Source organism: Kitasatospora aureofaciens (genome assembly GCF_019192735.1).
Lineage (GTDB): Bacteria > Actinomycetota > Actinomycetes > Streptomycetales > Streptomycetaceae > Kitasatospora > Kitasatospora aureofaciens_A.
Genome location: NZ_JAHTKP010000004.1, coordinates 248624 through 267851 on the forward strand (window position 1 = coordinate 248624; position 19228 = coordinate 267851).

Genomic DNA, 19228 nt, shown 5'->3' on the forward strand with positions numbered 1-19228 from the left:
CGAAACCGCCACACGGGGAGGAATCATGGTGGAGCGCGACGAAGCAGGCGACTGGCTGAGCCGGACGAGGGAGGAGCCGATGCCCTCGGTGGACCTGCGAACCGACCGCGCCCACCCCGCCCGCGTCTACGACTACCTGCTCGGCGGCAAGACCAACTTCCCGGTGGACCGCCAGGTCGGCGACCGGATCCTCGCCGAATGGCCCGGCTCGCGCACCGCCACCCACGCGGCGCGCGCCGTCATGCACCGGATGGTCCGCCGCCTCGCCGAGACCCACGGCGTCCGGCAGTTCCTCGACGTCGGCACCGGCATCCCCACCGCGCCCAACCTGCACGAGGTCGCCCAGGCCGTCGACCCGGCCTGCCGGGTCGTCTACGTCGACAACGACCCGATCGTTCTGGCCCACTCGCGCGCCCTGCTCACCAGCAGCCCCGAGGGCCGCACGGCGTACGTCCAGGGCGACTTCCGCGAGCCCGAGCGCTTCCTCGCCGACCCGGCGGTGGCGGGCACCCTGGACTTCACCCAGCCGATCGCCCTCATGCTCGTCAACCTCGTGCACTTCCTCTCCGACGAGGCCGCGCACCCGCCCGTCCGCAAGCTCCTCGCCGCCCTCCCGCCCGGCAGCTACCTCGCCCTGACCGCCGGCACCGCCGACTCGATACCGCAGCTGGTGTCCATCGGCTCCCGGCGCTACTCGGAGGCCGGGATCGAGAACCACCTGCGCACCCGCGCCGCGGTCGAGAGCTTCTTCGACGGGCTGGAGCTGGACGAACCCGGCGTCGCGCTGGTCAATCGCTGGCACCCGGAGCCGGCCGACGGCCCGGCGCTGGCCGACCACGAGGTGGCGTCCTACGCGGGGCTGGCCCGCAAGCCGTAGACCGGGCGCCCGGCGCGCCCATTCCGGAAGCCCGGGTCGCATGTCCGTCAGCCGACGGTGACGGCCCGCAGGGTGCCGCCGGTGGTCAGGTAGAGCGTGGTGTCGTCACGGCTGATCGCGGCGCCCGAGACCGGGCCCACGCCGGGGATCGGGGTGAGGACCCTGCCGCGGATGTTGTCGAGCGTGTCCACCGTGGACCCCTTGGCGGAGTCCTCGGCGGGCATGTAGAGCATCAAGTTGTCGTGGCTGAGCACCGGGTGGTCCAGGCGGTAGGTGGTGCCGGTGCCCATGGTGACGGCCGCCAGGGGCGTGTCGTCGGCGGTGCGGATCACCTGCATCCGGGCGCTGTTGCCGAAGGTGGCGTAGATGTAGCTGCCGTCCGTGTTCATCGTCGCACCGGTGATCACCCAGTCGCCGCTGGAGCCGATGACGGTCTTCACCACGGTGGGCTGGGCGTCCTCGACGTCCAGGTGCACGAGTCCGAAGCCGCTGGCGCTGCTGACGTAGACGTCCTTGCCGTCCGGGTGGACGAGGATGTCGCCGATGTCCCCCACAGTGGTCTCCACGCTGCCGGACAGGACGCCGGTCTCCGCGTCGAGCACCAGGACGCGGGCGTTGCCGCGCTCGTGGAAGGTCCCCGCCCCGTCCTGGCCGATGTAGAGGGACGAGCCGTCCGGGCTGACCGCCACCGATTTCAGCGCGCCCTGGCCCCAGGCCTGTTGGGGGTCCCAGCCGTTCGGGAGCGGCTGGTCGGGGAGGGGAAAGGTGCTGAGGACACTGTCGTCCGCGGTGTCGATGACCGTGACGGCCTTCCCGGCCAGCGCGTAGACCACGGTCCCGTCCGGGCTGACGGCCACCTGGCTCGCGCTGCCGGGCAGCGGGACGGTGGCCGCGACGGCGCCGCTGCCGGTGTCGACGACCTTGACGGCCGCAGTGGAGTGGGCCCAGTCGTTGGTCACCACGAAGGCCTGCCTCCCGTCCGGGCTCAGTACCACCGCGCCGGCGGTCCCGCCGACGGCCACCGGGCCGATGACCGACCGGCCCGCGGACGGTGCGGCGGCCGCGGTTCCCGCCCCGAACACCGACAGCACCGCGGCCACACAGACCGCGCGGCGCAGACTCGGCAGTGACGTCCTCGTCATTTCGACCCCTCCCAGCGACAAGGCTCGAACCCTACGGAAGGCGGGAGGGTCTGAACAGAGGGCCTTCGAAGTGCGCCGTCCTTCTCCGCCGCCCCCGGCACGGGAGCCGTGCCGGGGGCGGGGCCGTCAGCGGCGGAAGCGGGCGGTGAGCCTGCTCCACCAGCCGCCGCGCTGGCGCGGGATCACGGCGGCGGGCGGGTCGGCGGGTGCCGGGTCGATGGTCGGCGGGGCGGCGGCGTGCTCGTCGTCCTCGGCCAGCTCCTCCGCCAGCTCCTCGGCGAGGTTCTTGGGCGTGAACTCGACCGGGAGCTGGACGAGGTGGCGGGAGAGCCACGCCGAGGTCCAGGTCAGCTCCTCCTCGTCGACGGCCAGCCGCAGGTCGGGCAGGCGGGTGAGCAGGTGGTCGATGCTGGTCTCGGCGATGGCGCGGCCGATGTCCTGGCCGGGGCACTCGTGCGGGCCGCTGCCGAAGGACAGGTGGGAGCGGTTGCCGTAGAGCGGCGTGGTCGGGTCGGGCCGGACGACCGGGTCGAAGTTGCCGGCCGCGAGGCCGAGCAGCAGCATGTCGCCCTCGCTGATCTGCTGCCCGCCGAGCTCGGTGTCGCCGGTGGCCCAGCGGCCGGCCACCAGGATCATCGGCGGGGAGTCCCAGAGCACCTGGTCGAGCGCGTCGGGCAGGGTCATGTGCCCGCCGGACAGGTGGGCGCGGAAGCGGGGGTCGGTGAGCACCATCTTCAGCGTGTCGGCGATGAGGTTGACGGTGGTCTCGTTGGCGGCGAGCAGGACCACCCGCAGGTGCTCCAGCACCTCGTCGTCGGTGAGCCCGGCCGGGTGCTGCATCAGCGCGGTGACCAGGTCCTCGCCGGGGGCGACGCGCTTGCGCTCGATGGTCCGGCGCAGCGTCGCCACCACGTAGTCGTTGCTGGCGATCGCCGTCTCGGTGCCCTTCATGAGGTCGCGGGCGGCGTCGACCAGGCGCGGACCGTACTCGTCGGGCATGCCGAGGAGTTGGGTCATGACCAGCATCGGCAGGTGCTCGGCGAACTGGGTGACCAGCTCGGCCCGGCCGGTCCGGCCGAAGTCCTGCACCATCTCGTCGACGAACCGGGTGACGTGGCGGCGGATGCCACGCCGGTCGAAGCGGTTCAGGCCGTCGTTGACCGCGCCGCGCAGGCGCCGGTGCTCCTCGCCGTCCGCGAACACGCACAGCGGCTGCCAGGCGATCACCGGCATGAGCGGCGAGTCCGCGCCCACCCGGCCGTCCTGGAACGCCGACCACCGGCGGGAGTCCCGGGAGAAGCGGGACGGCGTGCGCATCGCGGCGAGGTTGGCGGAGTGGCCGAGCACCAGCCAGGCGGGCACGTCGCCGTGCAGGAGGACGGGGGCCACCTCGCCGTGCTCGGCGCGGAGCTTCTCGTACAGGGCCCACGGGTCGGCCTCGGCCTCGGGCCCGTAGAGGCGGCGGAGGCCGTCCGGGCCGAAGGGACTGAGGTCGAGGCCGTGGGCGGGGCACCCGGGGGGCGGGGTCGGTGAAGCGGCATCGGAACGGGAGGTCACGGGTTCTCCGGGGTCGGGAACGAAGCGTCGGGAACGGAAAGGTCGGGAACGGAAGCGTCGGGAACGGAAGCGTCGGGAACGGAAGCGGGGGTCACGCGCGCGGCGCGGCGAGGTTGTACAGGTAGCGCATCAGGGCCATCAGGACGTCCCGGCAGGACTCGCGCCGCCGGGCGTCGCAGGCCACGATCGGCACCTCGGGCGGCAGGTCGAGAGCGGAGCGCAACTCCTCGACCGGGTGGTCCGGGGAGTCCGGGAAGCCGTTGATCGCGACGACGAAGGGCACGCCGCGGTCCTCCAGCCGCCCGATCACCTCGAAGCTGACCTCCAGCCGGCGGGTGTCGACCAGCACGACCGCGCCGAGCGCGCCCTCGAACAGGCCGTTCCAGAGGAACCAGAACCGCTCCTGCCCGGGGGTGCCGAACACGTAGAGCACCAGTTCGTCGCTGATGCTGATCCGGCCGAAGTCCATCGCGACGGTCGTCTCGGTCTTGCGCTCCACGCCGGCGAGGTCGTCGACGCCCACGCCGGCCTGGGTCATCGTCTCCTCGGTGGTCAGCGGGCGGATCTCGCTCACCGAGCCGACCAGGGTCGTCTTGCCGACCCCGAAACCGCCGACGATCACCACCTTGACGGCTTTCGCGGCGGTGGCCGGGAGCCGGTCCGCGCCCGACGGGCCGACCAGCGTGTCAGAGTCTCTGAAGTCCATGGATCACCGCCTCCAGCAGGGCACGGTCGGGGAAGTCCGCCGGGGGGACGGCGGCGCGGGCCTCGATCAGGCCGTCGGCGAGCAGGTCCGCCAGCAGGACCGTGACCACGCTCGTCGGCAGCCGCAGGTACGCGGAGATCTCGGCGACGGACAGCGGCGAGGCGCACATCCGCAGGATCGCCGCGTGCTCGGGTTGCATGGTCGCCTTCGGCTCCGCCCGCGAGACGATCAGGGTGACGAGGTCGAACGGGGTCTCCCCGCCGGGGCCGCTGCGCCCGCGGGTGATCACGTACAGCCGCTCGGGCTCGTCCTCGTCCGCCGGGCCGTCCAGGCCGGGTCGGCCACTCATGAGTCGACCTTCCGCTCACTCATGCGACCTGCTCGCCGCTGCGCGGGGGCGTGGTGAGGTGCTCGCCGATCCGGGCGACGAGGTCCCGCATCTGCAGGCTCACCAGCCCGGCGTCCACGCCCTCGTCGGCCAGCACCGCGAGGTAGGCGCGGGAGCCGGCCGCCATCATGTAGAAGAAGCCGCCGCTCACCTCGATCACGACCATCCGCATCCGCCCGTCGCCGTGCGGGAACTCGTGCGCGACCGCGGTGGCCAGGCTCTGCAGGCCGGCGCAGGCGGCGGCGAGCCGGTCGGCGGTGTCCGGGTCCGTGCCGTGCTGCGCCATCCGCAGGCCGTCGGCGGACAGGACGATGACGTGGCGGGTGCACGGGACGCTCTCCGCCAGGTCCTTGAGCATCCAGTCCATGTTGGTGCGGTGCTGAATCACTGCTCGCCTTTCCCTGCCGTCTCTTCATTGGTCTGGCCGGCCGAACCGGTGGACGGCGGCTGGCCGTTGACGCCCTCCAGGAACGCCTCCAGCCAGATGCCGGGCTGCACCGGCTCCTTGGCCTCCTTGGCCTGCGCCGCCGGGTGCCGGTCCGGGTGCCGATCCGGTTGTTGGGCCGGCGGGGGAGCCGGCTGGGGGGCCCGGCCGGGCCCGGGGACACCGGCCCGGCCCAGCGGGGGGCGGTGGCGCCGGCGCTGGGGCAGGCCGTTGGCGGTGCGCTCGGTCACCACCGGTACGTCGTCGTTCATCGGTCCCGGCCTGGTCGCGTTGGGCCGTATCGGGCCCGACCGGGCCGGCCCGGTCCCGGCCCACGGCGAGGTGCCGAACGACGGGCCGGCCACCGAGGCGTGCGCCGAGGTCGCCCCCCACGGCCGCGAACCGGCCTTCGGGCGGGGCGGGTTGGCGGGCAGCGGCCGGGGGCCGGAGAAGCTGCCGATGCCGTGCGCCCGGCCGGTGGCGGGCGCGGTGGTGATGAGTTCCTGCGGCACGATCAGCACGGCGCGCACGCCGCCGTAGGCGGAGGGGCGCAGCGAGATCTGGAAGCCGTACGCCCGGCAGAGCCGGCCGACCACGGCCAGGCCGAGCCGGGGGGTCTCGCCGAGGTCGTTGAGGTCGAACTCGCCCTGCGCCAGCTTCAGGGTGCGCTCGGCGCGCAGCCGGCCCTCCTCGCTCAGGCCGAGGCCGCCGTCCTCGATCTCGATCGCCATGCCGGTCTGCACCTCGGAGGCGCTCAGGTGCACGTGGGTGTGCGGCGGCGAGTAGCGGGTGGCGTTGTCCAGCAGTTCGGCGACCGCGTGGATGAGCGGCTCGACGGCCGGGCCGATCACGGCGACCTCGGACACCGGGTGCAGATCGACCCGCTGGTACTCCAGGATGCGCGACATGCCGCCGCGCAGCACGCTGTACAGCGCCACCGGCCGGCTCCACTGGCGGCCGGGGCGGGCGCCGCCGAGGACGGCGATGCTGTCGGCGAGGCGGCCGGTCAGCGCGTTGCCGTGGTCCAGGCGCAGCAGGTCGTCGAAGACGGCCGGGTCGTTGCCGTGCCGGTCCTCCATCTCGCGGAGGTCCTGGGCCTGGCGGTGGATGATCGCCTGGACGCGGCGGGCGATGTTGACGAAGGCGCGCTGGGAGGCCTCGCGCATGGCCTCCTCGTTGTCGATGGTCCGCAGGACCTGGTACAGCACGTCGTCGCGGGCGGCCCGGTACTCGGGGCTGAGCATCGGATCCCGGGACTCGTGGGCGCGCAGCGCGTTGTCGACCGAGCCGGTGTGCCGGAGCCGGGCGACCGCGGCCGGCAGGTCCTTCTTCGCCAGGGCGGTCGTCGAGGCGTCCTGCCGGACCAGCCGGCGGTGCAACTCCTCCTCCCGCTGCGCGTGTTGCTCGCGCTGGACGGTCAGCGCGCGCCCCCGGCGGCCCGCCTCGACGGCCACCGCGGCCACCGCCACCGTGCCGGCCAGCCCGCACCAGAGCACGTCGGCGCGGGCGCCGGCGGCCACCACCGTCGCGGTGGCGACCATGGCGGAGACCAGCACGGCCGAGGGCAACAGCCACCCGAGCACGGGAGCGGAGGGCCTTCTGCCGGGTGACGATCCAGCTCGAAGCATCAGCATCCTCAAACGATCGGAAGGGGGACGGGGACGGTGGTCCGAGGCAGCATAGCCGGGTTGCGACATTCTGACTGAAACTCAAAAACACTGCTGCAGAGCCGACTTAGTGCGAACTTGCCGGACATGTCAGATATCTCGCACACCCGCGCGAGACATGTCGGCACGTCCGCCGCCGAATCGTCCGGGTTCGGCGTCCGCACCAGGTTTCTCGCCACCGGCCGGTCGCACTGGCATCCTGCGGGGGGATTCGCTCATGTGGAGGGTTTCTGCGCGAAGTCGCCGCCGGGGGAGTCGAGTTCGTGCTACCGGAGGGCTTCGCGGTCAATTCGCGGTCAAGGTACGGAGGTTCGACTACCCGGAAGGGGTGACGCCGGGCGTCGGTACCATGACCGACGTGAACGGGAGCGAACGGGAACTGGTCGTCGCGGTGGCGCAGCCCCGCTGCGTGGCGTACGACGTGGCGGAGAACGCGGTCGCGCACGCGGAGGTGGTGCGCGCGGCCCGGGCGCCGGTGGTGGTGTTCCCCGAACTGTCGCTGACGGGATACGAGTTGGACGCCGCCCTGGTGCGACCGGAGGACGAGCGGCTGGCGCCGATCGTGGCGGCCTGCGCGGAGACCGGGGCCGTGGCCCTGGTCGGTGCGGCGGCGGGGCTACTGACGTCGCGACCGAAGGTGAGCAACATGTGTTGCGTGACAAGCAATACCTGTTGACGCATTGTCCGGCCCCTGCGTACAGTGCGGCCCATGCCAAACGATGATCTTGCTCACCGCATCGCCGACGACGTCGCGGGCGACGGCGGCCTCGCCGGCCTGCGCCGCCTGTCCGGAGTGATCGGCACCCTGGAGGACCGCCGCACCGCCCTGATCGAGGAGCTGCGCCGCGGGCACCACGCGACCTGGGAGGAGATCGGCCGGGCCTGCGGGATGACCCGCCAGGGCGCCACCCGGCGCTGGTCCGGCAAGCTCCGGGCCCGGTCGTTCGGCGCCGAGGCGACCGCATACCAGCATGGGCGGCCCGGCTACCCGCAGGCGCTGATCGGCTCCGCAGTCCCGCGCGAGGCCCGGCGGGTGCTGGACCTGGGCGCGGGCACCGGCAAGCTCACCCGGCTGCTGGTGGACGCGGGCCTGGACGTGGTCGCGGTCGAGCCCGACGAGGCGATGCGTGACCAGCTGGCGGCGGCCGTCCCGAAGGCGGCCGTGCGGGCCGGCTCGGCCGAGCGGATCCCGCTGGCGGACGGCAGCGTCGACGCGGTCGTGGTGGCGCAGGCCTGGCACTGGTTCGACCAGAACACCGCGGTGCCGGAGATCGCGCGCGTGCTCGCCCCCGGCGGGACGCTCTCGCTGGTGTGGAACGTCCGCGACGAGTCCGAGCCGTGGGCCGCCGAACTGGGCGCCCTGATGCACCGCTCGACGCGCCAGGAGATCGACACCCAGCCGGTGGTGCCCGCCCCCTTCGGCGCCCCCGAGCGGCTGGACATCCGCTGGCAGCACGTCACGACCCGCGCCGGGATCGTCGACATGGTCGCCTCGCGCAGCTACGTCATCGCCCTGCCGGAGGCGGAGCGCGCCCGCCTGCTCGCGGACGTCGAGGAACTGCTCGACACCCACCCCGACCTGGCGGGCCGGGACGAGATCGCCATGCCCTACCTCACCCGGTGCACCAGTGTCCGGCGATAGCGAGGCGGCGATCCGCCGGCTGGGCGTGGCGGACGCCGAGCGCTACCGGGCCTTCCGGCTGACCGCCCTCCGGGACTCGCCCAGTGCCTTCACATCTAGTCACGAGGAGGAGCGGGACAAGCCGATCGCGGCGACCGTGAGGCGGCTGGCCGAGGCCGAGCACGGGCCGGGCGCGCTGCTCGGGGCGTTCGACGAGGACGGCGAGCTGGTCGGGACGGCAGGCCTGCGGGTGCCCGGCCGCCGCCAGGAGCGGCACAAGGCGACCCTGTTCGGCATGGCTGTCGCCCCGGCGGCGGGCGGCCGGGGAATCGGGCGGGCGCTGGTCGCGCGGACCCTTGAAGTGGCTTGCGAGGACGGCGAGTTGCGGCAGGTGCTGCTTACGGTGTCGGAGGGCAACGAGGCAGCGATCCGGCTCTACACCTCCTGCGGGTTCGAGGTGTGGGGCCGGGAGCCGCAGGCCGTCGTGGTCGACGGGCAGGCCGTCACCAAGCTGCACATGGTGCGCATGCTGGGCACTCACCAGTCCCGTACGGCGATCAGCGCCTCGATGTCCGCGTCGGAGAAGCCGTAGGCGTCGGCGATGGCGGCGAAGTCGTCGGCTATCAGCTCGCGGGCGACCGTCTCGATCTCGCTGCCGGCCGCCTCGAACGCCTCCTGGAGCACGTTGAACTCCTCGGTGGCGACGGCGGTCAGGGCGTAGAGCGCGGCGAGGTCGGACGGCCGCTCGGCCTCGATCCGCTCGCACAGGCGCAGCAGGATGTCGCGGCCCCGGTCGACGACGGCGTCGGGGTAGTAGCCGTCGCGGTACATGCCGTGCAGGAAGGCGTGTTGGGCGAGTCGTTCGTTGGTGATCGGCACGGTGAGTCTCCTGTCGCGTTCGGACGTCCCGATCATGCACCCGGGGACTGACAGTGCCCCGGCAGCCCGGTGCGGTCGAGCAGGTCGTGCAGCTGCCGGGCGGTCAGGGCGGGGTTGGCCGCGGCACCCTCGGCGAGCTCCGGGTCATTGAGCAGGGAGTCGCGGACGTCGGCCGGGAGGCAGGGGTTGGCGGCGGCGGCCCGGCGGACGCGCTCGTCGGGGTCGGTGAGCAGCGCGACGGGCGGCCGGTCGAGCGTCGGGTCGGCGGCGGCCAGCGCGCGCACCTCGGGGTCCTCGTGGTCGAGGAGGTGCCGGAGTCCGGTGCGGGGGAGCGTGGGCAGCGTCGACAGGTATGCCCGCTCACGGGGGCAGGCGACGAAGGCCGCGAGGACGGTCTCGGGCGGCGCCAGCGGGTGGTTGAGGGCCAGCAGGCGCGGCACCTCGGAATCGGGATCGGCGGCGAGCCGCGCGACCAGGTCTTCGGGGAGGTCGGGCCAGGTGGCGGCAATGCGGCGGAGCTTCGGGTGGTCGGAGACGGCGCATGCCCGATACCACTCGGGATCCACGTGCTGCTCTATCGGGGGGCCGATCAGATCGGCGGTCCAGGTGGGGACTTCGTCGAGCACGCCGAAGTGCTGCCACCGGCGGCGCAGTGCGTGGACCAGCGCTGAAGAGCGGACCTCGGCGTCGGTGTCCTCGGCCAGTTCCGCCAGGAGCGCGGCGTCGAGGTCCGCCCGGGAGGCCACCCGCTCCCGGACCTCGGGGTCGGGATGACGGGCCAGCCGGGCGACGGCGTGCGCGGGGGTGTGCCGGTTGCCCGCCAGCGACCACAGGTTGCGGCCGGTGGCCAGGCAGGCTTCGGCGACGGCGTCGGAGATCGCGAAGTTGCAGAGCAGGACGCTGCGCCAGTGGCAGTCGCGCTCGGGAAGTTCGGCTTCCATGGCGGCGGGGTCGAGGTACCGGCTTGCGCTGCGCGCCGCCTGGCGCACGGTCGGATCCGGGTCGGCGAGGAGACCGTCCAGCTGCTCGGAGGTGAGCTGCCAGCACGAGTTGGCCGCGTACGCCCGGATGCGCGGGTCCGGGTGCTTCAGCGCCCTGAGGCGGAAGGACTGCGGGATCTGCCCCGAGACGACGAGATCCTCCCGGATCTCGTCCGCCGTGAGGAGTCCGCCCCGCCCGGGGACGTCCTCGGCGGTCAGCAGAGTCACCAGCGCCTCGTCGGGCAGCGGCGTGACCGGGTGGAGCCGCGGACGGGGCCCGGAGGCGAGTCCGGCGCGGACGCGCTCGGAGGGGTCGTCGGCCAGCCGGCCGCGCTGCTCGGGGGCGACGTGCCGGTTACGGGCGACTATGCGACGTACCGACGAGTCCGGGTGGGTGACCACGGTCTCGACAACGTCAGCAGGGAGGGGCCTTCCGTGGAGGGCATGCCACGCCGGCCTCCCCTCCGGCGCGAGCAACCGCAGCAGGACATCCGACGGCGCGGCCGGGTTCGCGGCGACGCCGCGCAGCAGGGAGTCGGCGAGCGGGGACGTCGTGAGCGGTGAGGAGGGCATCGCGCCATCGTCGCAGCGATCTTGGCGGCGTGTCCATCAGCCTTCCTGGACATCAGCCTTCCTGGACATCAGCCCTCCTGGACATCAGCCCTCCTGGAGGTCCTCCGCATCCACGTCGCTCAGCCCCAGCCGCAGGTGCTCGATGTGGTAGACGGCCTGGTCGAGGAGTGCGGCGACATGGTTGTCGTACAGCGCGTACACCACCGAGCGCCCCTGCCGGGTGCCGACGACGAGGCCGAGGTTGCGCAGCAGGCGCAGCTGGTGGGAGCAGGCGGACTGCTCCATGCCCACCTCGGCGGCGAGTTCGGTGGCGGCGCAGGGGCCCTCGCGCAGCCGGGAGAGGATCAGCAGCCGGGACGGGGTGGCGAGTGCCTGAAGGGTGCCGGCCACCCGGGCGGCGCTGTCGGCGTCCAGGCGCGTGTGCGGGCGCGGGACGGCGTTGGCGGGAGCGGCTCCATGACCCATGCGGACCATCGTACAGCTCACGAATGAAAGAGCGTTCATATGTTCATGTATCGTGAGGGAGTCGAGAGCCCACCCTGCCCCGAAGGGTCCTGCCTGCCATGTCCTCCACCCTGATCGAGCGCCCCGCGCCCACGGCGGTGCCGCGTCCGGACGTCGCCCCCCGGCGCCGCACCCGGGTGTTCGCCCTGCCCGAGGCCCGCTGGGCCGCCGCGGCCACGGTGCTGTTCCTGATCGCGCTGCCGCTCCAGCTCACCGGCGCCCCGGCCTGGACCTGGGGCCCGCTGTACGCCCTCGCGTACGCCACCGGCGGGTGGGAGCCGGCCTGGGCGGGCCTGCGGGCGCTGCGCGAGAGGACCCTCGACGTCGACCTGCTGATGATCGTCGCCGCGCTCGGCGCCGCCGCCGTCGGCCAGGTGATGGACGGCGCCCTGCTGATCGTCATCTTTGCCACCTCCGGCGCGCTGGAGGCCCTGGCCACCGCCCGCACCGCCGACTCCGTGCGCGGACTGCTCGACCTCGCCCCGGCCACCGCCACCCGGCTGCTCGCCGACGGCACCGAGGAGACCGTGCCCACCGAGGCCCTGTCCGTCGGCGACACCGTCCTGATCCGGCCCGGGGAGCGGATCGGCGCCGACGGCCGGGTCCTGGACGGCGCGAGCGAGGTGGACCAGGCCACCATCACCGGCGAGCCGCTGCCCGCCGCCAAGGAGCCCGGTGACGAGGTCTTCGCCGGCACCCTCAACGGCACCGGCGCCCTGCGGATCGCCGTCGAGCGCGACGCCTCCGACTCGGTGATCGCCCGGATCGTCCGGATGGTCGAGGAGGCCTCCGAGACCAAGGCGCCCACGCAGCTGTTCATCGAGAAGGTCGAGCAGCGCTACTCGATCGGCATGGTCCTCGCCACCCTCGCCGTGTTCGCCGTCCCGCTCGCCGTCGGCGCGGCCTTCACCGACTCGCTGCTGCGCGCGATGACCTTCATGATCGTCGCCTCGCCGTGCGCGGTCGTGCTGGCCACCATGCCGCCGCTGCTCTCCGCCATCGCCAACGCCGGACGCCACGGCGTCCTGGTGAAGTCCGCCGTCGTCATGGAACGCCTCGGCCAGGTGGACGCCGTCGCGCTCGACAAGACCGGCACCCTCACCGAGGGCACCCCGCGCGTCACCGACCTCTGCCCGCTGGCCGGCCCGGACCTCACCGAGGACGGACTGCTCGCCCTCGCCGCGGCCGCCGAGCACCCCAGCGAGCACCCGCTGGCCCGCGCCGTCGTCGACGCCGCCCGCGCCCGCGGCCTCGCCCTGGCCGTCGCCGAGGACTTCACCTCCGCCCCCGGCATCGGCGTCAGCGCCACCGTCGACGGCCGGGTGATCGCCGTCGCCGCCCCCGCCCGGCTGCTCGACGGCCGCGAGGACGCCGCCGCCGTCCGCGCCGCCGCCGTGGCCGCCGAACTGGAGGAGGCCGGCCGCACCGCCGTCGTCGTCGAGGCGGACGGCGTCCCGGTCGGGGTGCTCGGCATCGCCGACCGGCTGCGCCCGGACGCCGCCGGGACCGTCGCCGCCCTGACGGCCCTCACCGGCACCGCGCCCATGCTGCTCACCGGCGACAACCCGCGCGCCGCCGCCCACCTGGGCGCCGAGGTCGGCATCGCGGACGTGCGCGCCGGGCTGCTGCCGCAGGACAAGGTGGCCGCCGTGAAGGAACGGGAGCGGGCCGGCCGCAAGGTGCTGGTGATCGGCGACGGCGTCAACGACGCCCCGGCGCTGGCCGCCGCCCACACCGGCGTCGCGATGGGCCGGGCCGGCTCCGACCTGGCCCTGGAGACCGCCGACGCGGTCGTCGTCCGCGACGAACTCGCCACCGTCCCGGCGGTGGTGGCGCTCTCCCGCCGGGCGCGGAGCTTCGTCGTCCAGAACCTGGTGATCGCCGGGGTGTTCATCTCGGTCCTGGTCGTCTGGGACCTGGTCGCGACGCTCCCGCTGCCGCTGGGCGTCCTCGGCCACGAGGGCTCGACCGTCATCGTCGGCCTCAACGGCCTGCGGCTGCTCCGGGAGAGCGCCTGGACCCGCGCCCGCGCCGAGGGCAGCTGACCGCGCGGTCGGCAGCCGGCCGCCGCGACCTGCCCGTTCGTGTGCCGTCCGAACGGGTCGGGTCGGCGGCCGCCATTCCCGGCCTGAGCTGTGGGTTTCGGGGATTGGGGTGACGGAGTGCGACGGCGCGCGGGCGCGCGCCGCCGAAGACTGAGCTCAGTTTTGCTCAGTCCCGACGCCCCGCCCCACCTTGAGGAGAAACCGCTTTGTCCGGTGAGCAGAGACACAGACGTATCCGCGCACGCGCCCGGACCGCCGGCCTGGGGCTGGCGGTCCTGGCCGGGCTGACGGTCCCCCTGGCCGTCGCGCCGACGGCGCAGGCCGCACCGCCGCCCGGGGAGTTCGCCTATGTGAGCAACCAGACCGACAACAACGTGTCGGTGGTCGACGCGTCGACCAACACCGTCACCACCGGCCCCGGCGTCGGCAGTCAGCCCGACGGGGTGGTGTTCAGTCCGGACGCGGCGTTCGTCTTCGTCGCCAACAGTGGTGACGGGACGATCTCCAAGATCGACCGGTCCGCCAACACCGTGACGACCCTGATGTCCGGTCACCCCGCCCCGTCCCAGCTGGCCATCACCCCGAACGGCCAGTTCCTGTTCGTCACCGACCAGACCAACGGCGGTCTGACCAGGGTCGACACCACCACGGGGACCGTCATCTCGATCGCGACCGCCACGACCGGCCCGACCGCCGGAGTGGCGGTCTCACCGGACGGCAGCAGCGTCTACCTGGCCAACGAGGGCGCGGGCACGGTCCAGAAGTTCCCCGTCGGCGGCGGTTCGGGCACCACGCTCGCCTCGCTCGGCGGTGCTCCGCAGGGGCTCGCCGTCACCCCGGACGGCACCCAGGTGGTGGTCGCGAACAACGGGAACGACACTCTCGCGTTCGTCCCGGCGGCGGGTGGCACGACGACGACCACCACGGTCGGCTCCCAGCCGTTCGGGGTCGCCGTCACCCCGGACGGCGCGCACGCGTACGTCACCGACAACAACGGCTCGTCGGTGTCCGTGGTCGACACCGCCTCGCACATGCTCACCACCACGATCGGCGTGGGCGGCGGCCCCAAGGGCGTGGCGATCACCCCCGACGGTGCGCAGGTCTACGTCGCCAACAGCGCCACGAACAACCTGTCCGTCATCTCCACCGCGAGCAACGCCGTGACCGCGACCAAGGCCACCGGCACCAAACCGCGCGGCGTCGCGACCGGCGGAACGGCGGTGAAGGCCGCCACCTCGACGGTCCTCAGCTCCTCCCCGAACCCCTCCACGGAGGGGCAGACGGTCACCTTCACCGCGACCGTGTCCGCCACCTCCGGCGGCACACCCACCGGGACGGTCACCTTCAAGGACGGCGGCACCACCCTCGGCACCGGCATGCTGGACGGCACCGGTACGGCGACCTTCCCCACCTCGACGCTGACCATCGGCACCCACCCGATCACCGCCGTCTACGGCGGCGACGCGACCCACGTGGGCAGCACCAGCAACACCGTGGACCAGGTGGTCACCGCGGCGGCGACCGACGTCCAGGTCGCCCTCGCCGCCAGCCCCCACCTCGGCATCGAGGTGCCCTACCTCCTCTTCACCGTCACCGTGATCAACAACGGCCCCGCCCCGCTCGCCTCGGCCACGGTCACCACGACGGTGCCCGCGGGCCTCCCGGCCGTCCCCGACACCGGCTGCACCGGAACCGACCTGGTGACCTGCCAGTTCGGCCCGGTTGGAATCAACGACGCGGCGTCGCGGACCTTCACCGTCCCGCTGGCCGCGGACATCGTGCGCATCCAGGAGACGATCACCTCCCGCCTGGCCGCGAGCGTCCCGGCCGAAGCCGGCCCGGCCCACACCACCGCCACCCGCACCTGCGACATCATCGGCGACCTCGCCGCCCAGTGCGCCTGACCCTGCACCCGCTGCAGGCGCCGAGCATCCTGACAGGCCGCATCGGACGCCCTACCCGCACAGACCGATCGCCCCGGGCCACCAACGGCCCGGGGCGATCGCGTCCGCTTCCCCCCGTTGTTACTTCCCGTAGCGGCGCTCGCGGGCCGCGAAGCTGCGCAGGGCGCGGAGGAAGTCGATCTCGCGGAAGGCCGGCCAGTACGCGTCGCAGAAGTACAGCTCGGCGTAGGCACGGCCGACACCGTCCTCCACGCCGCCGAAACGGAATCCGACCTCCCCGGCGCCGTCGCAGCCCTCCACGCCCTGGGCACCGCCCGCCTGACCCCGGACCGGCGCCACCGCCTCACCGCACTGGCCGAACGCGACCGCCGCATCGTCAGCGCCGGCTCCGAGGACACCATCATCCGCAACGACGAACACCACCGCACCCGCCTGCGGGCACTCCTGATCGAGGGCACCCATGGCTGACACCGGCGACACGGGCCTGAGTGTCGGCAGACGATCGTTTGCCGACACTTGAGCGCGCCGAAGGTGAGGTGCCGGGCAAGCGCTCAGCCTGGGATGAGTGCATCCCACTGATCTCGGGTCGGGCCGTCGTGCTCTGGCGAGAAGTCCGGGTGGGCAGCCAGCCAGGCGGTGACGTGTCGGTCCACTTCGTCGGTGCCGTAGGCGTCGTGGGCCGGTCGCAGGAGATGGCGTACCTGGGCTCGGGCTCTCATGACGACGGGATCGTCGAAGGCGCAGGCGGCCAGGGCAGCAGCCCGCCGATCCGAGGATGGTGAGCTCTCGGCGAGGCGTTGCTCGTTGGCGCGGTCGGCCGTCACCTGCGCGTCGAACCACGGGCGGAGGGTCTGTGCTGTCCAGGTGTGGTAGCCGATGGGGTCCGCGGCGATCTGGTCGACACAGGTGGCGAGGTGCTGGGCGGCGCGCAGGCCGAGGGCCACGCCATGGCCCAAGGTGGGGTTGGTGTGGATGAGGCTGTCCCCGGCGTTGACCAGGCCGGTGACGACAGGTCCGTCATCGTCGGCGAGGGAGGTCCAGCGGTTGTCCAGGCCGGCCATCGCCAGGACGGCTGACTGCGGTTCGGGGGCCAGGTCGAGCCAGGCGGCGGTGGCGGGGAAGCGGCGGGCGACGGCCTCGAACACGGCAGGGTCGGTGAGCGCGCCGCGGGTCGGATCACCCGTGGAGAGCATCAGGTTCACCGCGAACGTGTCGTTGTCGGAAGGGAAGACGCCGGCGAGCGCGAACGGTGCGGCCGAGCCGCTCTTCACCCGCCCGGGGTCACGCGGGCCGTCAGCACGCAGGCGGTACCAGCGGGACAGATAAGCGATCCCGGTGCGGTGGCTGTCGACCACGGGCGGGCGGCAGCCGGCCGCGATCAGCCAGGCGGGAACCGGCGAGCGACGACCGGACGCATCGACGACGAGGTCCGCCTGGTGCGTTTCCGCGCCCACCTGCACGCCGGTGACCCGGACGGGGCGGCCCTCCCCGAAGGTGAGGGCGCGCACCCGACAGCCTCGCCGCACATCAACGGTGGGTTCCCGCCGCACGGCCGCGGTCAAGGCGGCCTCCAGCACGATGCGGCGGGTGCGCAGGGTCACCAAGTCCTCATCGCCGGCCCGATGCGGCGGATGCTCACCGAACCAGTCGAAGTCGTGGTACTCCCGGGCTCCGCGTGCCAGCAGGTCCGCGTAGACGTCAGGGGTCTCGGTGCGCAACACAGTGCGCACGGGCGCGAGGAACGAGTGGGGCTGGACGGCCTGCGGGACTCGGGGCCTGTTCCAGTGGAAGAAGTCCCGGTTCAGGTCCTCTCCGGCCTGCCGCGCGTCCTGCTCGAACAACGTGACCATGTGGCCCCGCCGGCCAAGCATGAGCGCCGTCCCCAGCCCGCTGATACCCCCACCGATCACCGCAACCCGCGCCACTGAACTCCCCTTCGCGTCGTGTTGCGAAATGATCTTAATACTTTGCGATCTCCGGTCGAGAACCGGGTTCGTCGTCGAGGTGCCCGGCGAGGAGGAGGCCGTCTACGTCTCGGGCGACACCGTCCACATCCCCGAACCCGAACTCGACGAGATCGGACGGCGGTTCAGGATCGGCACCGCCCTGCTCCACCTCGGGGCCGCCCGCATCGAGGCCTTCGGCGGCGGCGAACTGATCACCATGGACGTGATACGGGCCGCGACGCTCACCCGCTCGCTCGGCGCCCGCCGGGTGATCCCGCTCCACTACACGTCCTGGGAGCACTTCACCGAGGGCCGCGAGGAGACGAGCGACCACTTCGCGGAGGCCGGCCTGGCCGAGCGCCTCCACTGGCTCACCCCGGGCGTCACCGAATCCCTCGAGTAGCGGGCACGAGGGGGAACGAGCGGGCACGAGCGGGCACTGGCGTGCACTTGCGCGCACAAAAGGGCGGTACCCGTCCACAAGTGAACGGGTACCGCCCTTCCGCCCTGTCGGCGCCTACAGCCCGTCAGGCGTTCGCCGCCGCGCGCCGGCCCGCCATCCAGACGAAGACCAGGATCCCCGCGAAGAGGAACAGCACCCCCTGGTACACCGCCGCGTACCCGGCACCGGCCACCAGCCAGAGCGAGAAGCCGAAGGCGCCGACGCCCAGCACCGCGTCCCTGACGAGCCGGCCCGGGGCCACCTCGCGGCCCCCGCGCACCAGCCAGTACAGCTGCGCCGCTGTGGACAGCAGGTACGGGACGGTCGCGGTGAAGGTGGTGACCAGCACCAGGATGTCGAACGCGCCCTTCGCCCCGGAGGCGAAGTTGAGCACGGTGAGCACCGAGGCCAGCGCGACGCTCACCACGACGCCGAACACCGGCACCCCGCGCCGCTCCCGCCCGAAGGCGGCCGGGAACAGCCCGTCCTTCGCGGCGGCGTACGGCGCCTGCGCGGCCAGCAGCGTCCAGCCGTTGAGCGCGCCGGTCATCGACACCAGCGCGGCGACGGCGATGACCGTACCGCCCCACGAGCCGCCGAACATGGCGTTCACGGCGTCCGAGAACGGCGCGGTGGAGTGGACGAGCTGGTCGTGCGCCACCGTGCCGAAGACCGCCAGCGTGCCGAGCAGGTAGACCAGCGCCGCCCCGGCCGTGCCGAGCACGCTCGCCCGGCCGACGTTGCGCTCCGGGTCGCGGACCTTGCCCGCGCTCATCGCGGCCGACTCCACGCCCAGGTAGCTGAAGAGCAGGATCGCGGCCGCGGCCGTCATCCCGCCGAGCCAGCCCTGGCCGGAGGCCTCGAACGGCCCGAGGTTCTTCGCGTCGAAGAAGCCGAGGCCGCCCACCGCGACCAGCGCCAGCGGGATGAACTTCAGGACGGTGGAGACGAGTTGGACCGCTCCGACGTACCGGGTGCCGGCCAGGTTCGCCAGCGCGGGCAGCCACTGGACGGTCAGCGCGGCGGCGATGGTGAGCACGGTGGAGTGGCCGATCGGCACCAGCACGTCGAGGTAGCCGACGGCGGCCACCGCGAGCGCGGCGTTGCTGACCCAGGTGGTGATCCAGTACGACCAGGCCGAGATGAACCCGGCGAAGTCGCCGAAGGCCTCGCGGGCGTAGACGTACGGCCCGCCGGTCTGCGGATTGCGGCGCGCGAGCTGCCCGAAGACCAGCGCCAGCGCGATCGCGCCCACGGTCAGCACGGCGAACGAGACCAGGCTGACCGTCCCGAAGGGGGCCACGGCGGCCGGGATCATGAAGATGCCGCCGCCGATGATGTTCCCCATCACCAGCGCGGTGGCGGTCGGCAGACCGAAGCGGCGGCCGGGGCCGGAGGGGGAGGGGGAGGGGGAGGGGGAGGGGGTGACCGGTTCCGGGGTCTCCGGCGGGCTCGGTCGGGTTGCCTGCCGGGGTTCGGCCGGGCTGGTCTGCATGAGGGTGGTGCGCCTTTCCTGGTCCTGCTCGCGCTCGGTGGAGCGACCGCCCATGCTCACCCAGAGGTGGCACCGCGT

18 protein-coding genes and 1 pseudogene are annotated in these 19228 nt (G+C 73.1%); 7 read left to right on the plus strand and 12 right to left on the minus strand.

What is annotated here, in order from left to right; all coding sequences use genetic code 11:
* The first annotated feature begins 25 nt into the window (after positions 1-25).
* The gene (locus KV557_RS06775) at positions 26-877 is read left to right on the plus strand and encodes an SAM-dependent methyltransferase (protein WP_256177014.1); all 852 of its coding nucleotides are present in this window, start codon (positions 26-28) and stop codon (positions 875-877) included.
* A gap of 47 nt (positions 878-924) precedes the next feature.
* Here the strand turns inward: KV557_RS06775 and KV557_RS06780 are convergent, their stop codons facing one another.
* The 6 genes from KV557_RS06780 to KV557_RS06805 all read right to left on the minus strand — a co-directional run bounded on the left by KV557_RS06780 (position 925) and on the right by KV557_RS06805 (position 6722).
* Entirely contained in the window at positions 925-2019 is a 1095-nt protein-coding gene (locus KV557_RS06780) for a YncE family protein (protein ID WP_218198812.1), read from the minus strand.
* Between the two features lie 126 nt (positions 2020-2145).
* Positions 2146-3576: a cytochrome P450 gene (locus tag KV557_RS06785; protein ID WP_218198813.1), complete on the minus strand. Its 1431-nt coding sequence runs from the start codon at positions 3574-3576 to the stop codon at positions 2146-2148.
* Positions 3577-3667: 91 nt separating this feature from the next.
* On the minus strand, positions 3668-4282 hold the full coding sequence (locus KV557_RS06790; RefSeq protein ID WP_218198814.1) for a GTP-binding protein: 615 nt from the start codon (positions 4280-4282) through the stop codon (positions 3668-3670).
* Positions 4263-4631 carry a DUF742 domain-containing protein gene (locus tag KV557_RS06795; protein WP_218198815.1) on the minus strand — a complete coding sequence of 123 codons (369 nt, stop codon included), beginning with the start codon at positions 4629-4631 and terminating at the stop codon, positions 4263-4265. The genes KV557_RS06790 and KV557_RS06795 overlap by 20 nt, the downstream gene beginning before the upstream one ends.
* Positions 4632-4650: 19 nt before the next feature.
* Positions 4651-5058 carry a roadblock/LC7 domain-containing protein gene (locus tag KV557_RS06800; protein WP_218198816.1) on the minus strand — a complete coding sequence of 136 codons (408 nt, stop codon included), beginning with the start codon at positions 5056-5058 and terminating at the stop codon, positions 4651-4653.
* Positions 5055-6722 (minus strand): sensor histidine kinase, encoded by a 1668-nt coding sequence (locus tag KV557_RS06805; protein ID WP_218198884.1) that lies wholly within the window; start codon positions 6720-6722, stop codon positions 5055-5057. Before KV557_RS06805 ends, KV557_RS06800 begins: the two co-directional genes overlap by 4 nt.
* A 388-nt stretch (positions 6723-7110) precedes the next feature.
* Between KV557_RS06805 and KV557_RS06810 the strand changes: the two genes are divergently transcribed.
* The 3 genes from KV557_RS06810 to KV557_RS06820 are packed head-to-tail and all read left to right on the plus strand — an operon-like array spanning position 7111 to position 8974.
* Positions 7111-7437, plus strand: a complete 327-nt coding sequence (locus tag KV557_RS06810) for a nitrilase-related carbon-nitrogen hydrolase (protein WP_218198817.1) — start codon at positions 7111-7113, stop codon at positions 7435-7437.
* Positions 7438-7470: 33 nt separating this feature from the next.
* Complete coding sequence (locus KV557_RS06815) at positions 7471-8403, plus strand: class I SAM-dependent methyltransferase (RefSeq protein WP_218198818.1); 933 nt, start codon at positions 7471-7473, stop codon at positions 8401-8403.
* A complete protein-coding gene (locus KV557_RS06820) occupies positions 8390-8974 on the plus strand; it encodes a GNAT family N-acetyltransferase (protein ID WP_218198819.1) in 585 nt (194 codons plus the stop codon). Before KV557_RS06815 ends, KV557_RS06820 begins: the two co-directional genes overlap by 14 nt.
* Here KV557_RS06820 and KV557_RS06825 read toward each other — a convergent pair.
* From KV557_RS06825 to KV557_RS06835, 3 genes are all read right to left on the minus strand, one after another.
* Entirely contained in the window at positions 8920-9261 is a 342-nt protein-coding gene (locus KV557_RS06825) for a DUF5713 family protein (protein WP_218198820.1), read from the minus strand. The genes KV557_RS06820 and KV557_RS06825 overlap by 55 nt on opposite strands.
* Positions 9262-9293: 32 nt before the next feature.
* Positions 9294-10814, minus strand: coding sequence for a hypothetical protein (locus tag KV557_RS06830; RefSeq protein WP_218198821.1), 1521 nt, complete (start codon positions 10812-10814; stop codon positions 9294-9296).
* An 84-nt stretch (positions 10815-10898) separates the two neighbouring features.
* Positions 10899-11279, minus strand: coding sequence for an ArsR/SmtB family transcription factor (locus KV557_RS06835; RefSeq protein ID WP_218198822.1), 381 nt, complete (start codon positions 11277-11279; stop codon positions 10899-10901).
* Positions 11280-11377: 98 nt separating this feature from the next.
* On the opposite strand from KV557_RS06835, the gene KV557_RS06840 reads away from it, so the two are divergent.
* The gene (locus KV557_RS06840; protein ID WP_218198823.1) at positions 11378-13363 is read left to right on the plus strand and encodes a heavy metal translocating P-type ATPase; all 1986 of its coding nucleotides are present in this window, start codon (positions 11378-11380) and stop codon (positions 13361-13363) included.
* 206 nt (positions 13364-13569) lie between these two features.
* On the plus strand, positions 13570-15267 hold the full coding sequence (locus KV557_RS06845; RefSeq protein WP_218198824.1) for an Ig-like domain repeat protein: 1698 nt from the start codon (positions 13570-13572) through the stop codon (positions 15265-15267).
* Between the two features lie 120 nt (positions 15268-15387).
* Here KV557_RS06845 and KV557_RS42290 read toward each other — a convergent pair.
* Positions 15388-15498: pseudogene (locus KV557_RS42290) on the minus strand (undecaprenyl diphosphate synthase family protein); the annotation flags it as partial.
* A 320-nt stretch (positions 15499-15818) separates the two neighbouring features.
* Positions 15819-17192, minus strand: a complete 1374-nt coding sequence (locus tag KV557_RS06855; RefSeq protein ID WP_218198826.1) for an FAD-dependent oxidoreductase — start codon at positions 17190-17192, stop codon at positions 15819-15821.
* A 28-nt stretch (positions 17193-17220) separates the two neighbouring features.
* On the opposite strand from KV557_RS06855, the gene KV557_RS06860 reads away from it, so the two are divergent.
* Entirely contained in the window at positions 17221-17616 is a 396-nt protein-coding gene (locus KV557_RS06860) for an MBL fold metallo-hydrolase (RefSeq protein ID WP_374106600.1), read from the plus strand.
* Positions 17617-17740: 124 nt separating this feature from the next.
* On the opposite strand, the gene KV557_RS06865 is transcribed toward KV557_RS06860, so the two are convergent.
* Complete coding sequence (locus tag KV557_RS06865; protein WP_218198885.1) at positions 17741-19150, minus strand: amino acid permease; 1410 nt, start codon at positions 19148-19150, stop codon at positions 17741-17743.
* Positions 19151-19228 lie beyond the last annotated feature (78 nt).

Excerpts from the sequence above, each read along its gene's own strand:
- KV557_RS06805 (WP_218198884.1), bottom strand. The coding sequence starts at position 6,722 with ATGCTTCGAGCTGGATCGTCACCCGGCAGAAGGCCCTCCGCTCCCGTG.
- KV557_RS06865 (WP_218198885.1), bottom strand. The coding sequence starts at position 19,150 with ATGCAGACCAGCCCGGCCGAACCCCGGCAGGCAACCCGACCGAGCCCG.
- KV557_RS06835 (WP_218198822.1), bottom strand. The coding sequence starts at position 11,279 with ATGGGTCATGGAGCCGCTCCCGCCAACGCCGTCCCGCGCCCGCACACG.
- KV557_RS06830 (WP_218198821.1), bottom strand. The coding sequence starts at position 10,814 with ATGCCCTCCTCACCGCTCACGACGTCCCCGCTCGCCGACTCCCTGCTG.
- KV557_RS06810 (WP_218198817.1), top strand. The coding sequence starts at position 7,111 with ATGACCGACGTGAACGGGAGCGAACGGGAACTGGTCGTCGCGGTGGCG.
- KV557_RS06790 (WP_218198814.1), bottom strand. The coding sequence starts at position 4,282 with ATGGACTTCAGAGACTCTGACACGCTGGTCGGCCCGTCGGGCGCGGAC.
- KV557_RS06780 (WP_218198812.1), bottom strand. The coding sequence starts at position 2,019 with ATGACGAGGACGTCACTGCCGAGTCTGCGCCGCGCGGTCTGTGTGGCC.
- KV557_RS06795 (WP_218198815.1), bottom strand. The coding sequence starts at position 4,631 with ATGAGTGGCCGACCCGGCCTGGACGGCCCGGCGGACGAGGACGAGCCC.
- KV557_RS06815 (WP_218198818.1), top strand. The coding sequence starts at position 7,471 with ATGCCAAACGATGATCTTGCTCACCGCATCGCCGACGACGTCGCGGGC.
- KV557_RS06775 (WP_256177014.1), top strand. The coding sequence starts at position 26 with ATGGTGGAGCGCGACGAAGCAGGCGACTGGCTGAGCCGGACGAGGGAG.
- KV557_RS06860 (WP_374106600.1), top strand. The coding sequence starts at position 17,221 with ATGATCTTAATACTTTGCGATCTCCGGTCGAGAACCGGGTTCGTCGTC.
- KV557_RS06840 (WP_218198823.1), top strand. The coding sequence starts at position 11,378 with ATGTCCTCCACCCTGATCGAGCGCCCCGCGCCCACGGCGGTGCCGCGT.